This window comes from Shewanella sp. SM101 (assembly GCF_025654465.1).
Classification (GTDB): domain Bacteria; phylum Pseudomonadota; class Gammaproteobacteria; order Enterobacterales; family Shewanellaceae; genus Shewanella; species Shewanella oncorhynchi.
The window spans coordinates 1-15,451 of sequence record NZ_JAKKRH010000071.1 but is presented as its reverse complement, the minus strand read 5'-3'; the positions used below and the strand labels follow the sequence as shown (position 1 = coordinate 15,451).

The window sequence follows — 15,451 nt, the reverse complement described above, 5'->3', positions numbered from 1 at the left end:
GTATGTTTGGGTCGGTAATCGTTGGGCCTATCTAGCCGTTGTTTTAGACTTATTTTCCCGCAAACCTGTTGGATGGGCTTTGTCATTATCACCAGATAGTGAGCTGACCTGTAAAGCTTTGAAAATGGCATTTGAGTTAAGGGGTAAGCCTGAGAATGTGATATATCACAGCGATCAAGGTTCGCATTACACAAGCTTGAAATTCAGACAATTAATATGGCGTCTTCAGATTGAGCAAAGTATGAGTCGYCGCGGGAATTGTTGGGATAACGCACCAATGGAGCGTTTCTTTAGAAGTTTGAAATCTGAGTGGATACCYGCCAGTGGTTATGGGAATTTTACAGAAGCAGATAAAGAGATCACAAATTACATCACTGGATATTACAGTGAGACCAGACCCCATCAATATAATGGTGGGTTAACGCCAAATGAGTCAGAACGTTTATATTGGAATGACTCTAAAACCGTGGCCAATTTTACTTGACCACTACATACTGAGTCGTTAATACGCACTAAACGAGCCATTAAAATATTTAGAATAACAATAATAGAAGATAAAAAGGAGTCGCCGATAACTCGGCTACTCCTTTTATTTAGTGGACAATTTAAAAGCGGTAATTAAAGCTCAGGGTCACATTACGTGGAGTTCCATAGTGATACACACTGTATGCAAGAGGCATATAAGATGCTGCAGACATATAGGCATAGTATTTTTCATCCAGCAGGTTTTCGAGATTAAGTTGTAGATCCATATTTTCCGCCAGATTATAACGAGCCATTAGGTTAACTAGTGAATAAGCATCTTGCTCAATTACAACGCTACCATTCTGTGCGTAACTATCACTCTGCCAGTTAACGCCACCGCCAACAGTTAATTCAGGTAAATGATCGACAAACTGATAGGTAGTAAAGAGTTTAAACTGTTTGCGAGGGCTCGTGGTCTCAAGTTCTTTGCCTTCTGCATCTTCAGCGGTGAATTGAGAGTAACCTGCCGAAATATTCCAGCCATCAATAAACTCACCTACAACTTCTAACTCAAAGCCAGTACTTTTAGTACCTTGTATTGCATAATAAGCACTTGTCTGACCATTTGCTTTTTGCTCATCCGTCGGCTCAAAGTCTGTATCTTGCTTAGCAAAATTATCCTGTTCAATCTTAAACAGTGCCACAGTGGTGTGTAGACGGTCGTCCAGATAAGCGCTCTTTAAACCGATTTCATAAGCTTTACCTTCGAGTGGATCCAGATAGTTACCGCTAGCATCTTGTTTATTCTGCGGATTAAATATTTCGGTATAACTAGCGTAAACACGATGCTCTTCGTTTATGTCATACAAGGCGCCAACATAAGGAACGAACACGCCATCATCACCAAAGTTAGTATCAGTACCATAACTGATCCCTTCGCGGTTCCAACTAGAAATACGGCCACCGGCAATCACTTTTAAATCATCGGTAATTGTCAGCCGCGTTGCTGCGTAGAAACCTTTCTGCTCGGTATCCATATTCAACTGGCGATTGGCATTTGTTGACCATTCAGGCTCTTCAAAGGCGTTGCTTTGCCAATCATAAAAGTTTTCAACTGCCTTTGAGTCCCAGCCCGTCATATTCTCACGGATGGGTTCATAAGTATCAGCATAGGATTTCTGTTTGCTGTATAAGGCACCAGTCACAAATTGATGCTCACGGTTAAAGAGTTGGTAATCGCCTTTCAACTGAAAATCGAAATTATCAGAGTTACTTTCACCATGGCTGTGATAACGCTGACCGCTCAAACCTGCACCGGTTTCTTTATTCAGCAAGCCAGACATATAGATCATTTTGGTGGTGGTTTCATATTCCATGCGATTATAGTTCGCCACCAACTGCCAACCATTGCTGAAATAATGGTTCAAGTTAGCAAAATAGTTGATGTTAGTCGTTTCCCAACGGCTCCAATCTGCCGCTGTTGTAGTAGAAACATCCCAATCAGTAGCCGAACCATCGCTGAATACTGCTGGTAACGCACCCCACATCGCTCCTTTGGGGTTGTTGTTATTGTAACTACCGCCAACGCGCAGCATAGTGTTGTCAGTAATGTCTGAATCAATTACGCCGTAAAGAATGGTCTTACGGTCTTGATAAAGATCCTGATAAGAATCGCTATTGACATATTTCGCGACCATGCGACCGCGCACACTGCCACTGTCGTTGAGGCCATTAGAAACATCTGCGGTAACTTGTTTTTTATCCCAGCTACCCGTAGCAACATCAACATAGCCCTTAAGTTCGTCACTGTCGGCATGTTTGCGCACTAGGTTGATTGAAGCAGAAGGATCCCCTGCCCCCGTTAGTAAGCCTGTTGCACCACGCACCACCTCTACACGCTCATACAGAGAGATATCAGACACAGTCTCACCTGCATCGCCGCCCAAACTCCAAGATAAAGGTACGCCATCAATCTGGTAATTCTGAACCGCAAAACCACGGGCCATAAAGCCATTTCGAACGTTATCTGTTTTAGATGAAGACAAACCTACTGTGTTATTAACCACATCAACAACGGTATTGAGTGCCTGATCCTGGATCCGTTCAGCGGTCAAGATGCTCACTGACTGTGGCGTTTCCTGCAGTGACAGCCCTAAGCCTGTGGCGGTATCAATGGTTCGACTCACAGTGTACTTGCCCATCACTGTGATTTTTTCAATATTTTGATCATTTGCATCTGCAACAGAAGACAGCTCTGCAGCCAAGACTGACAAAGGGTTTAATGCCAAAGTAATGGCAGACGCGAGAGGTAGTAGATAAAAGCGCATAGTAATTTAGGGAGTTTATTTAGGATGAACATACGGTAACACTATTGCGAATCACTTTCATTTGTATTTTGGTGATGTATATAACAAATTCATCATTTATTAATGAGGAATAAACGTCCCCGTTGTGTTTATGCCTTCAAAAGTAAGCGTTTACGGCGAAAAAGGTTATTCTTTACCCGTATTCGGTTAATCATTCTTAATCTACGCCACTAAAAGCGACCCTGAAATTATTACTCCATAGGATCGCCATTAGTGTTTAGCTTTTACCTCATTCAGTGTGTCTGTACTATTAGCTCGGCAGGCAGAGGCCACTTTGCCACTTGCCACTCACCTTGCCAATTCTCAATCGATATCCACAGACTATCGGCGGAGGTTAGCGTCTTAGTTGCTATGGCGTGTACGTGTTGGCCATGCTTATTACCGTGTAAAATACCATTCTCACTGCGCTGTAAATCTGCTATTGGCAAAGCCTGCGTTCCAATATTGGCATAGCCTTGGCGTATATTGCCTACCTCACCTTTTTCAAAAACCAACATAAAATCTTTCACATAGTCATCATGATGCACATAGGGTGCTTTTAGATCTAAGGGTAAAGGGGCTATTTTAAATTCACCTAACTCTTGAGTCTGCCAGGCCGGTGGAAATGTAGGTGTTAGCGACTGATACAAAAACAATAGGGGGAGCAATAGAATAAACCCACTCAGTTTATATTTATTTTTTTGCCAAAAAGTTGAATGAATGAAAGCCATTAACGTACCTCCTCTAACCTATCTGCCACAGTAATGGGGGATTCCATTTTTTTAATTGCACGCACATTACGCAGTCCCCACATCATAAATCCTGTGATTGACATACCCGATAGGATCACCCCAAAAATAAACCAAATGATTTTTGTCCAGATACCACCTAAGGTACCGTAATGCAAAGGATCTGCGATATGCATTAGCGTTTGTATCCCTGTCATCGTCTCGGGTGATGTCGTTTTTGCAATCTCCCCCGTCCAAGGGTTAATGCTGAGGTTATAAGAATACTGATCGTAAAAAATGTGATCGCCGCTACCACTCAGATGATACATGTCACGATTATGCTCTGGTTTCATCACATAGCTTGGTTGAAAGTCTGGAAAGTGCGTTTGCGCTAATGTTAAGGCTTGTGCAAATGTCACGCTTGGATCTGCGGGATTCACATCACCCTTTTGGATAAAGGGCAATTGCTCAGCAGCAACCAATGGCGCATGTGGCTCGATATCAATATCTGCATGCCAAAAAATGGCTTGGACTAAATACCATAATCCGGTAACGGCCATAATCGTGATAAACCAAATAGACCACACACCAGACAATTTATGCAAATCGGCCAATAGTGTCTTTTTACCTTGACTCACTCGCAATTTCGGAGCAAAAAAACTTCGCCAAAAACGTTTATAAACAATGAGTCCCGTCACTAAAGACGCGAGCATAAACAGCGCCATCGAACAGACAAGGTAATAACCCAAGCTGTAACCGCTTTGCCAAGGAAATAATAACCAAGCATGTAAAGATCTGATAAAGCCGGCAAATGTCATGCCTTCATTAATCTGTTGTATCTCACCAGTGTATTGATTGACATAGGCCATGGCATAGGGTTTATCAGCGTCACTGAACATAATCACATTGACCATATAAGGTTCTAAGGTCATAGCGCCAGAAACTGCCGCACTTGGGTAGGCTTCCTCAACAATCGTCATTAATTCACTAACCGGTTTTACGGGTAAATCATTAGGGTTCAACGCCCTCGATGCAGGATTCGTTAACCAAGTGATCTCATGACTCAATACCGCAATCGTCCCCGTCAAGCAGATAAAACAGAATAACAACCAAATTGGGAGCGACACCCAACCATGCAACATAAACCAGAATCGGTTACTGATCTTCGCCATTTGTGACTTTCCTAACACTTATCGTATTTCGCGAGTGTAAAGGTAATGCAAATTGTTATCAATACGATGTACTGGGAATTGTTTTCAATTAGAATGCCGGTCACAAAATACTATGATGGGGAATCATGATGGATAAAACCGGGTTAGCAGCGCTCATTTCGAGCCTATTGTTAGCGCCGAGTTCCTACGCCAAATAGCTTCTTACTACTCTAGTATCGATTTCTACAATCAAGGTTTCTTCGGCGAACCGCGAAATGTCGAACTTAGCCTGAGCTATAATTTTTAGTCTAATTGTTAATCGCCAATACCGCGCATCACTTTTATGCGCGGTATACCTAAAGCTAAACTATCCTGCATTAAAACAGCATACGGTAAACTTCAATGGATTAACCCTTTGGGCTCAGGGGGATAATCCATTACAATGAAGTCCATTTTGAGTTCGTAAAACAGATGTTCCGCCTATGCCTAAGTCTCACACCCACATGCATCAACATTTGCAGATGCCACATGCTAAATTAGATCTGCAAGCTCTAGCGGGCACCCTTGCCTTTGAGCAAGTGACCATTATTGGTAATGCTTCTGGCGATTGGCAGCCTGCGACCACAGGTACGACATTTATTTTTAACGGTACTCAATGGGCTGAAAACAGCAATGTAAATAATCAGATAGTAAATATCGCCAACGGTGGTTTTGCTGAATCAAAATATGCCTTTGTGGTACAAGGTCATCCACAAAGTGGTCTGCTTACCCAAGCTTTGACACAAGTCGCGATTGAATTAACCCCTAAACTCGGTTGCTGGCCTTCATCTGGGTTAACCACAATAGTCTTGATGCAGCAATTGTCTCAGCATGTGCAAGTGCAGCGGATGTCGCTGTTTCCGAGTTTATCAAGACCCAATGATTTACCGTCTGACGATCACTTACCTTGCATGGTGCATAATTGGTTAGGCGAGCGGCGGATTGCCCAGGCTTTGGTACCATCGCTCGACTGGCCTGAATTTAGCTTAGCGTCCGTATTTTTACCTCGCCTATCCGCAATAAACCACATGCAACCATGCCAAGTTACACCTAGGATAAACGCAGGTAATCCCTTTGATTTACTTGAGCGTTTACAGGAGCCGAGCTTATTAATCACAGATGCGCTAAATCCAGCCACGCGGCAGATGCAACTTGAATGGCTAATCACACTGGCGCATACACCCATCAACATTTGGCAGCAATTTGCTCATCCTAGCCAGCTCATCAATGCTGAAGCTTTATTTTTCAACCACATGCCAGAATCAAAACCCAGCTATTGGTATTTAATGGATACTCAGGCATCTCAATATCTTGATGCGATTCGCCATAGTTTGGCCTATTGTTGGCAAACGTTGTCGACTAAGCACGCGAGCTTGATTGGCAACGAGCTTTCAAACGGCTCGTGACCTTCCCCTGTCTACTGCCATTCGCATTCAAAACACATTCAAAATACCTAAGGCGAATGTCGTTTTACATTTTGCCTTGCCCTCTAGCGACGCTAAACCAACCTCTGTTTAAATGCATGACTCAAAACGTCAACACGCCCTAGTTAAGGGATTTTTACCCAATGCGATCCCCAACGGTTCAAAGTAATTGATCAGCGCCTGAAAAATCACTTGTCTGTGGGCCTCATCGGGATAAGCTCCCTCCTTTGCCATTGTTGAGAAACGGGTTCCCGACACTAAATACGGATTCGAAATATCAGTATAGGATTCAATACAGGCTTCAAATGCTCGCGCCATCATCTCCGTTGGCCGAGAGAAGTACTGCATCCCATGTTTTTTATCTAATGCAATCGCTCGGCGAACATAATCATGGGGCTCATCACCCTGTCCACTCAACAATGTCACTTTGAAGATCTCAGATAATCGAGCATTTAATGGATGCTCTATGATGGGCAGATCGGATAGCCAAAGATCGCTCGCACACTGAAACCGCTTATTAGTAGGTTTGAATGATTTAGCGGCAATATAATGGTCAAACGCATGCCAAAACTCATGGGCTAAAGCACCTCCACCTGCATTTTTAGCCAATGCCAACTCTCGGGTCGCGGGTGCATAATGGGCCTGAACGCCCTTTTGGCCGCCATGACCAAAGGCCAGGCTGACGGTTTCCCGCAGCCCTAAAGTTAAAGGTGGCAATTTTAAGATAAAGGCCAGATCGGCGAGCGAATCAAATACTAAATCCGCAGCAATCCGCGATTCATCCCGCGTCACCCAGCGGCCAACACGCACATGGCTAAAACCAAAGGTTTGTTTAATATCAAGAAAAGTGATTTGTTCACCAAATCGATAATCGGGTCCATGGCGGTTATATTGCTGATTAATTAACACGACTTACCTTGAACCCTATGGCAGTGAGAGACAAATTAAGCTGGCTATTTTAGGTGAAAATGCACAGGAACAAAACGCTGTATTGAGTGCAATATCAAGTTAAGAATAGGAGCCAAGCAGCGCTTACTCTTGGTTTGGTATCGCGATGCTTAGATTTCGTCAACCATTGGGTTAGCTAAGCTTTAGCCGTTAATATCACATCATCCCAAACCACGACACGATTTCGCCCCGTCGTTTTAGCGTGATACAAGGCTTTATCGGCCTCGGCCACCAGCTTTTCAGCATCTGAACGGCACTGACTCCCTATTTCAATCGATGAAGGCACAGACTGAAGCGCTAAAATACCGCTGTTTTCTTCGATGGCATGATGAGTAATTACAGGTGTTAACGCACTCACTCCTGCCGAAAATTGATAGTGAAAATCGGCGACTATCGCTGAAATATCTTCATTCGCAAGCGCTAACATCATACGCGTCACAATTTTCTGCGCGACATCGACCGACGTTTCTGGCAGTAATAGCGCAAATTCTTCACCGCCGAAGCGACCAAAGATATCGTATGGGCGCGTGCGAGCACTGATAAATTGGGTAAAATGCTGCAGTATCTTGTCACCCACTTGATGCCCATAGCGATCATTAACGAGTTTAAAATAATCGATATCCATCATGACTAGGCACAAAGGTAACTGTAGACGACTCAAGCGTTTGATTTCATGCTCTAACTGCTGGAAAAAATGCCGTCGATTGGCAATACCGGTTAATTCATCGGTGAGTGCGAGTCGATTCAACTCAGTCTGCGCATTCCTTAGGGCAAATTCGACCTGTTTTAACGGGGTAATATCGGTGCAAACAATCACCATATCGCCATTGTGATAAACCTGCTCAGAAAGTTGCAACCAGCTACCGTCGACCAGATCCACTTCAAAACGTCGAAAAGCTGATTTACGTTGATTCGCATGAATAAGTTCAAGCCATTCCTCTATGGTTTCATGATCAATTTTAGGCCCTTGCTTATGGGTAAAGGCAAAGTGCATCATGTCGTCAAAATGCCGGCCAGCCATGTCTTGATCAACAAAACCAAACATTTTCGCAAAGGTATGGTTATAAAAGATAAAATGATTGTGCTTGTCCAAAACAGCGAGGCCATTCTCGCTTAGCCGTAAGGCTTCAGTTAAAAAGGGGTAAACAGACTCAAGAGATTCTTTTTCCATCGATTATTCCTAGCAATGACGCTTTTAGAGAAGATCTCCGACATGTTCAGATTAGCAGCGTTCTACACTAATCACAGCGTCTTTGTCTTTACCCCCATATTACCGCAACGGGATTGACTCTACCGCGATGTAAATCCCACACATTCGGCAAATAAGCTTTAAAAACCAGATCCAATGCTTTGATAATTTACGATTTTACGGCCAATTTACTGAGAAATATTTCAGCACTAAAAGGTTTCTGCATGAAATGTACCTCAGGGAATAATGCTAACTCAGGAATATCATCGCTATCATTAGCTGAAAGCAAAAAGAAGCGACAGTGATGCTCAAGCTGGGTATCACTGGCAAGGTTTTGTAATGTTTGTTGCATCTGTTTAATAAGTTGCAAGCCATTCATATCTTGTAAACGGTAATCCACAATAACAATATGTGGCAATGAGTGAATCAACATCTTAAGTGCTTGCACTGCGTTATCAACACTGAAGGTTTGAAAATGATAGTGCTCTAGCATGGCTTTGCAAATCTCAAGGTTAAACAGATTATCATCTATGATTAACACTTTTTGTTGATCATATTGAATCGTTAATCGTTCTTTCACCTCGGTAAGTTGGCAGGGAAAATGTAACAACACTGTGGTGCCTTTGCCCTTTTGACTGCGCAACATAAACTTACCGCCAATTTGCTCAAGCAATCGATTACAAGTATAGAGTCCTAATCCCATGCCCGATGTTGTTGTATATGAGTTAGATGCGTGCATAAAGGGATCAACTAAAGCGCGCTGCGCTTCCTTTGACATTCCCTCACCAAAATCGCGGATCAGTACCCTAAGCATAGGACTATGGTCTTTATGGTTACGTTTAAGACGTAAGTCCATATAACAATGCACTTCGCTACCCGTACTGTATTTAAAGGCATTATTGATAATGTTAGTCATGAGTTGGAATAACTTAGTCCCATCGAGCTCGATAAACTTCGGCAAAGACTCATTCACGACAACCTGTAAACGTTTACCCGATGTCGCACTAAAAGCACGATAGTAATCCTCAATATTGCTCAGATATTCGTGTAAATTGACTAAATGCCGATTCAATTTTAACTGCCCAGCTTCAGCCTTACTGTAATTCAACGTATTTTCGGCAACCGAGTAAAGTAAGTTAGCTGACCAGGTCATTTTATCGATAATTTCGTCCAGTTTTTGTGGTTGTGAGCGCGCTTTTTTTAACATGCGACTGTAGTCAAGAATGGCATTGATAGGAGTGCGGATCTCATGATTTATGCTGGAAAGTACTGCTAATCTAGATCGATTATCGAGCTTAATCTGCTCTACAATATGCTGATTTTTAGACTTAAAGTACAAAAGAAAAGACAGAGTAATACCAAGAGAAGCAATCAGTAAAATAATCACGATTAGCTCGACAACCTCTTTTTGTGGCACTTGATATTCTATGCGTAAATTTACCCGGGTTTGGTATCCAGGAATATCCAAAGTTCGGCTATCTGAGTAGCTAAACATTGAAAATATGCCTTTGGAAAACTCATGGTTACAGGATGAACTTTGCAATAACGATTGTTCAAATTGATAGCTAATACATACACCCTGCTCCTGCTCAATCCGCGCTAATATCCGCTGATGAGAAATGGCATAGACTAAATAAAGCATATTAGGCCCATCGATATTAACAACCGCTAACGTGTAATCGGCAAGGCTAGCCTGAAGTTCCCCTTTACTATTCTTGACTAATTTAAGTGGCTTAAGTTCTCGCGCCATTGTCTGATCAGATATATAGGCCAGTTCAAGTTCGGGGGTCAGTGTAAAAGCGACAGCAGATTTGATCTTCAGTAAGTCCTTAGCAAAAACCTCAAATTCCTGTGACGTTACCTCACTCGAAGCATAAAAAAACGATTTTAGCGCATCCAACATAATTTCATGTTGTAAGAACATATCCCGTGAAGAAGTAAAAACCGCTTCTGCTTTTTTATTGTAAATGGAGTCAAATTCATAACGTGAGTGGGACAAGGTTAACCACAGCACCAACAGAGTGACCCATAAGCCACTGAACATATTGATACAAGCGCTATATTTAAAGCTCATTAGCGTAATCCATTACGGCCTTTAGCAAGCTGCATAACTGATATTCAAACTGCTCTCGCTCGCAAACATCCATGACAGACAGCATATCTTTAAGCTGCAAGTAGCGCGCAATACCCGTAAATTGATGTTTCAGGCCTTCGATACTGTCATAGGGCTCATATTGTTCTAGCTCAAGTCGCATTCGCTGTAATTCAGCAATCAGTGTCAATGGCAGTCGCGATTGCTGTTCTTGGCTGTATTGCTCAAAGAATACAGATAAGGCCTTGGGTAACTCAGTATTAGCATTCATACATTAGGCACTCCTATTATATTGAGCAATCCAATCAATAAGATAACGACCTTCAATCGGGGGACTGTACAAATAACCTTGGGCAACATCACACCCCAACTCAGAGAGAATTAACTCTATTGCACTTGTCTCAACGCCTTCTGCAACCACCTTTACGTGCATCTTTTGCGCAAGCGCGATGGTGGACTCTACAATGAGATAATGTTGGTGATTGATATCCATATCGGAGACAAAACTTTTATCAATTTTGATCTCTTTAAAGGGAATGGCATCAAGACGATCATAAGTAGAATAACTTTTACCGAAATCATCGAGGGAAATATCAATATTATTGATGATCAGCCGTGCAATAGAGTTAAGTACTCTATCTTGGTTAATGATTTCCTGTGATTCGGTGAGCTCTAAAATCAAATGGATTTGTTTATACTCACGACCACATTCGATGATGTACTCAATAAGTTCATCACAGGTCAAATCATCTGCGGTAATGTTAATCGACAGGGCAAACGCCATTAATAACGGTTGGCGCGACCAACATTGCAATGCTTGGGAAATAACCATCCGCGAAAACAAGCTATTTAGCCCCTGCTGATTCACCAGTGGCAAAAAAACGTCGGGATAAATATAGCCATTGGATTGATCGCAAAGCCGCGAAAGCACTTCAAAACCGATGATCTCCTTTGTTTTAAGGTTAATCTTAGGCTGATAACACAAAATTAATTGTTCATTTTTGAGCAATTGCCGCACATTGATATTCGCCGCCATGTCTTGCACGATAGACTCATCTTGATGGACACGGTTTCTATCGTCGGAGGCGTCTAGCAATGGCGTTAAAATGTCATTCACATTGATAGGTTTAGCAAATACGCCAAGCAAGTTGAGTTTCAAACCCGTGATAATGCTATCCACCAGTTCTAAAGTCCGTTTATCCGAGGAGCTTATCACCGCAATCGGAATGACTGTAAATCGGGGCTCGGAGGCCAACATATTAATCACCGCAATACCGTCACCTTGATCCATTTTTAAATCTAAAATGACTAAATCAAGTTTTGCTTCTACAGCTAAGATCAGTTCAATTCCTTGATTACCATTACTGGCTTCATAGATCTCCACATTGTCCTCTGCTAAGTACTTATGGATATCAGCTTTCATGGTTTCTCTAATAAAGCGTTGATCATCTATGATGAGAATATTCATATATTGGTCTCTAACTGCATAAAGAAAATGGGATCGATCGTCTGGGATTTGGATGTAGGGATAACAGAAAGCTTGAGTAAATTACGATTCGCCATGACTTCTGTGCGACTGGAGAAAAACGAATAGTTTTTGACTGGTTTGAAGCCGCCTTCTATCGTTCTTACTTTAAATATGGGCAACTTAAATTGTGTCAATTTTCGTTTTAGTGACTCATCGCAGATATTAAAACTCAAAAACTTAAGTGAGCGACTCGTGGCCAATTCATTGAGATAAACAGACATCATATAATTTTCAATATAAGGCGTTACGCCAAAGGAGGAGAACACCATTAAGGTATCTGGCAAAGCTTGACTGTTATGGTTAATGACCTCAAATAAGTCCACCTCATCATTCATAAATTCGAGGGCAATTTTGCCTTGAGTGCGGCAGAATAGACTGTGTCCAATGATTTGATCCCCAAAGCTAAAAGCCACCACCAATGAGAGTCCACGGAAAAAAGGTTGAGACAACTTACGGCTCACAAAGGATAAACGCGGGTTACTTTCATAAACCAAACTGAGTTGCAGCAGGGTCATAAAGTTTTGATGGTGGCTTTCGATAAACTAGACACGATAAGGAGTATTACGGTAGTACGGATGATCACTGCGTTCTATGGTCGATTCAAAAAGGTTAATTAACGCTAAACCTTCGTTGATGAATTTCTTATCCTCCCGATAAATATCAAACAGTTCAGAGCCAAATATTTCAACGATTTCAGACTGTTTAGCTAGGGATGGAATGTTAACTCCCCGCTCCCAACGGCTAATAGTGATGGAATCTAGCATATCGAACAGGCAGCTTTTTTGCCTGAGTAGACTACATAAATCTTCTTGAGATAAATTATTCTCACTGCGGGTGTGTTTTAATAAATTGGAGAATGTCTGTGCACTTGTTTTGCTTTGATAGGAGATAGGTGTACAAATCATATCGCGTTCCATCTGAATTTTTTATTTTATCTAGCAGCTCCATATACGTCTTATGGTCGATGTCATCTACTGGCTCTGGATGTCTAAATGTAAAAGTAATCCAAATGCGTTGAAGTTTCTCGATGAAATAAAGTCCAGTGATTTTTTCGTCACTCATCACTCAGTTCCTCCAACTCAGCCTTTTATTCACCACGTTTTTTGCAATAGGAAAACGAGTATAAATGCCATTGTTTATCTGAGACCATGGCACAGTCAAAAAAGCGATGGAAAAAAGTGTCTAGTTATTCGTTCGGTTAAATCATTGCATCATAGATAAAACCACAATCAACAGAACCCCCTATAAAACCGCATAAAATATAAGATTCACCAGCAATGGTCACAAAACGGTAAATTGAATATTTATGCGTTAAATATTCAAAATGCGGGATACAACCTCGGGATTTTTCTCGCTGCACCGCGCTCCACCTGCATGTTTATTCACATTTGAAATAGGCAAACCGCGGCAGTATCAGCTTAGAGATATTACTAGGATAGTTTTTAATGGCTTATGGCTTAAGCAAGCCAACTGCGAAAATAAATGGGTAATTGGCCAGTCCAGCGTTTAAAGGAACGCCTATCATCACTGGCGTCGCTGAAGGATAAAGAAGTGGAATACATCTTGCGCAGGTGTAGCCAAGTAATACAGTGCTCTGATTAAACGGGTCTCATCAGCAAATATCAGCGAGTTGGGCAAACTTAAGTTATCCCGCATTAGACACAAAAGAATACCAGCCGCTAAGCCTAACCGCAGTTCGAATATAGTAGTGATTGACATATCCCTTGGCGCTGAATGACGGCAGCGCCGTTTGGCAACAGAGAATGCTGGTGGAGCAAGACGGCTAAAACTACTTACCCAATGATAATCCAACATTTAAATGGTTACCTTGGAGCTGTATCGTCAAACAACTTGACGTTAACTCTGGGCATTTAGCAGACTAAGATGAACAAAAGGCACAAAGTATAAAGCACAGGTGTTAGAGAAGGCGCTGGTAGTGGTCCTAAAAATGAGCAACCGGCACATCTGATTGCAAATTGATGAATTAACTGGTTATGCACTAGATATGCAAATCTAAAACTATAATCCCCGAGATTTTTCTCACCTTAATGCAATAAAGTGAATAGTTAATCATAAAAAAGAGGTTAGCTGTATTCAACAGCTAACCTCTTCTCTTTAAATCAGGCGATAAATCAGATGTTCTATCATACAACTAGAGCCATGACTTCAAAACGACTCTTACAAAAGCTAACTCATACCAAAAGCTAATTTTTACGGATACAAAAATAGCAAGCTGAGGCTAGTAGCCACTGAAAATAACGAATGTAAAACTAACGCCTGTGAAAAACCATGCCCACACAATCCGACAGATATGAGATTAGCCGCGTTTAGTGCCCCACGGATCGTTGTCATCCGTCGATGGGCTTGGTCCTGAACGTTCAGCCATTCTTGAATCGTTTCTTGGCTCGTTTCGGGGGTAGCTGCGGTGCTGTGAGTTGCTATTCGATGAACCATATCCAGAGCCGGTGCCACGTCCACCCGTAGGTTTTTTGCCTGAGCTTTTACCTGAACCATTACCAAAGCTCTTACCTGAGCCATAACCAGAGTTGGGACGTTTATTACCTGCTTCGTACTCGGCGCTGGCTTGTGCCTGCATTTTAGCGATAGATTCTATGGTGAGTTCCATCGGTTTACGCGGCGCGATACCTGAGGCAAAACCTCGTTCGCGTGGCTTAAGATCAAACTGCTCACCGACGGCTTTAGGCATACGCTTGAATCGATACAGGTAAAAGTTTTCCACTTTCTCCCTCGCCCACTCAGTCTTCTTGAGGAAAATAATACAGGCCTCAATGGTCGGGTTGGTGTTAAAGCAACCTAGCTTTAATGCCGCGTATAAAATTTTCCAGCCATAAAAATCGACTAACTCAGTGATCATTGTCTCGAGTTTGAGGCCGTGTAATGGGTTGTTCTGTTGCTCTTCAATCATGGGAATTCCAAGTTCAGCCCTATTGGCTGATTTTACTGTATTAGTTTACGGTTTTGAGTTGTTAAACGAGTGACTCAATTCGCTACTAAAATTCGCGATTAGAGAAATCACTCAAGTTATGAAGTCATGAGCCACTGACGTTGTTACGGCAATAGCATAGGGCGTTAAGCCTTGTTACTCGTGATGCTTAGATCTTAAATCTTAAGGGCCTAAAGCCTCCAAACAGAGCCATTAAATATTAGCCGTAAAATCTGCTGCTCGACAAAACTGCGGGAATAATAACGGTAAATAAGCTAAACGCCTTCTTTTATTTGCGCTAGCGAGGTTTGGTATCGGCTTTAGGGCAAAGAAAATACGCCGCAGCTGACTAATGCCGATCAGTTAAGACAGATTGCTTGACGATCTCGCTGAAAAGATCAAAATCCGATGACCTCATGTCATCGGATTTTTTTATGCAACTCTCAGAAGCTCTCGCGCGCACTCATATTACCCGCCTAACCGAATTCACCTGCTTAGCTGATGTGTTAGAACCCGAGTTAATTCAATCCTGTTTAGACTCTCAGGGCGTTGCGACGCTAAGACGGCGTAAATTACCCATGGATGCAATGATTTGGGC

Annotated in this window: 11 protein-coding genes and 2 pseudogenes; 3 read left to right on the top strand and 10 right to left on the bottom strand. The window is 42.2% G+C overall.

The window, feature by feature from the left end:
* Nucleotides 1-484 (top strand): annotated as a pseudogene (locus L5M38_RS22610) (IS3-like element ISSba5 family transposase); the annotation flags it as partial.
* A 121-nt stretch (nucleotides 485-605) separates the two neighbouring features.
* On the opposite strand, the gene L5M38_RS22605 reads toward L5M38_RS22610, so the two are convergent.
* The 3 genes from L5M38_RS22605 to L5M38_RS22595 form a co-directional block, all read right to left on the bottom strand.
* Nucleotides 606-2,792 (bottom strand): TonB-dependent siderophore receptor, encoded by a 2,187-nt coding sequence (locus tag L5M38_RS22605; RefSeq protein WP_263180400.1) that lies wholly within the window; start codon nucleotides 2,790-2,792, stop codon nucleotides 606-608.
* A 272-nt stretch (nucleotides 2,793-3,064) separates the two neighbouring features.
* A complete protein-coding gene (locus L5M38_RS22600) occupies nucleotides 3,065-3,541 on the bottom strand; it encodes a hypothetical protein (RefSeq protein ID WP_028759925.1) in 477 nt (158 codons plus the stop codon).
* Entirely contained in the window at nucleotides 3,541-4,710 is a 1,170-nt protein-coding gene (locus tag L5M38_RS22595) for a PepSY-associated TM helix domain-containing protein (protein WP_263180399.1), read from the bottom strand. The genes L5M38_RS22600 and L5M38_RS22595 overlap by 1 nt, the downstream gene beginning before the upstream one ends.
* A gap of 461 nt (nucleotides 4,711-5,171) precedes the next feature.
* Here L5M38_RS22595 and L5M38_RS22590 point away from each other — a divergent pair, with 461 nt between their 5' ends.
* Nucleotides 5,172-6,134, top strand: coding sequence for a hypothetical protein (locus L5M38_RS22590; RefSeq protein ID WP_263180397.1), 963 nt, complete (start codon nucleotides 5,172-5,174; stop codon nucleotides 6,132-6,134).
* Nucleotides 6,135-6,263: 129 nt separating this feature from the next.
* Here L5M38_RS22590 and L5M38_RS22585 read toward each other — a convergent pair whose 3' ends face one another.
* The 7 genes and pseudogenes from L5M38_RS22585 to L5M38_RS22550 all read right to left on the bottom strand — a co-directional run bounded on the left by L5M38_RS22585 (nucleotide 6,264) and on the right by L5M38_RS22550 (nucleotide 14,835).
* Nucleotides 6,264-7,061 carry a CLCA_X family protein gene (locus tag L5M38_RS22585; RefSeq protein WP_263180395.1) on the bottom strand — a complete coding sequence of 266 codons (798 nt, stop codon included), beginning with the start codon at nucleotides 7,059-7,061 and terminating at the stop codon, nucleotides 6,264-6,266.
* 175 nt (nucleotides 7,062-7,236) lie between these two features.
* A complete protein-coding gene (locus tag L5M38_RS22580; protein ID WP_263180391.1) occupies nucleotides 7,237-8,271 on the bottom strand; it encodes a GGDEF domain-containing protein in 1,035 nt (344 codons plus the stop codon).
* A gap of 187 nt (nucleotides 8,272-8,458) precedes the next feature.
* Entirely contained in the window at nucleotides 8,459-10,363 is a 1,905-nt protein-coding gene (locus L5M38_RS22575) for a hybrid sensor histidine kinase/response regulator (RefSeq protein ID WP_263180387.1), read from the bottom strand.
* Nucleotides 10,353-10,652 carry a hypothetical protein gene (locus L5M38_RS22570; protein WP_263180385.1) on the bottom strand — a complete coding sequence of 100 codons (300 nt, stop codon included), beginning with the start codon at nucleotides 10,650-10,652 and terminating at the stop codon, nucleotides 10,353-10,355. Before L5M38_RS22570 ends, L5M38_RS22575 begins: the two co-directional genes overlap by 11 nt.
* 3 nt (nucleotides 10,653-10,655) lie before the next feature.
* Nucleotides 10,656-11,849, bottom strand: a complete 1,194-nt coding sequence (locus L5M38_RS22565) for an EAL domain-containing response regulator (protein WP_263180383.1) — start codon at nucleotides 11,847-11,849, stop codon at nucleotides 10,656-10,658.
* Nucleotides 11,846-12,814, bottom strand: a pseudogene (locus L5M38_RS24495) (helix-turn-helix transcriptional regulator). Before L5M38_RS24495 ends, L5M38_RS22565 begins: the two are co-directional and overlap by 4 nt.
* 1,412 nt (nucleotides 12,815-14,226) lie before the next feature.
* On the bottom strand, nucleotides 14,227-14,835 hold the full coding sequence (locus L5M38_RS22550) for a VF530 family DNA-binding protein (protein ID WP_263180379.1): 609 nt from the start codon (nucleotides 14,833-14,835) through the stop codon (nucleotides 14,227-14,229).
* Nucleotides 14,836-15,269: 434 nt separating this feature from the next.
* Between L5M38_RS22550 and L5M38_RS22545 the strand changes: the two genes are divergently transcribed.
* Nucleotides 15,270-15,451: transposase domain-containing protein (locus tag L5M38_RS22545; protein ID WP_263140309.1), on the top strand; the 182-nt coding region annotated here is incomplete at its 3' end.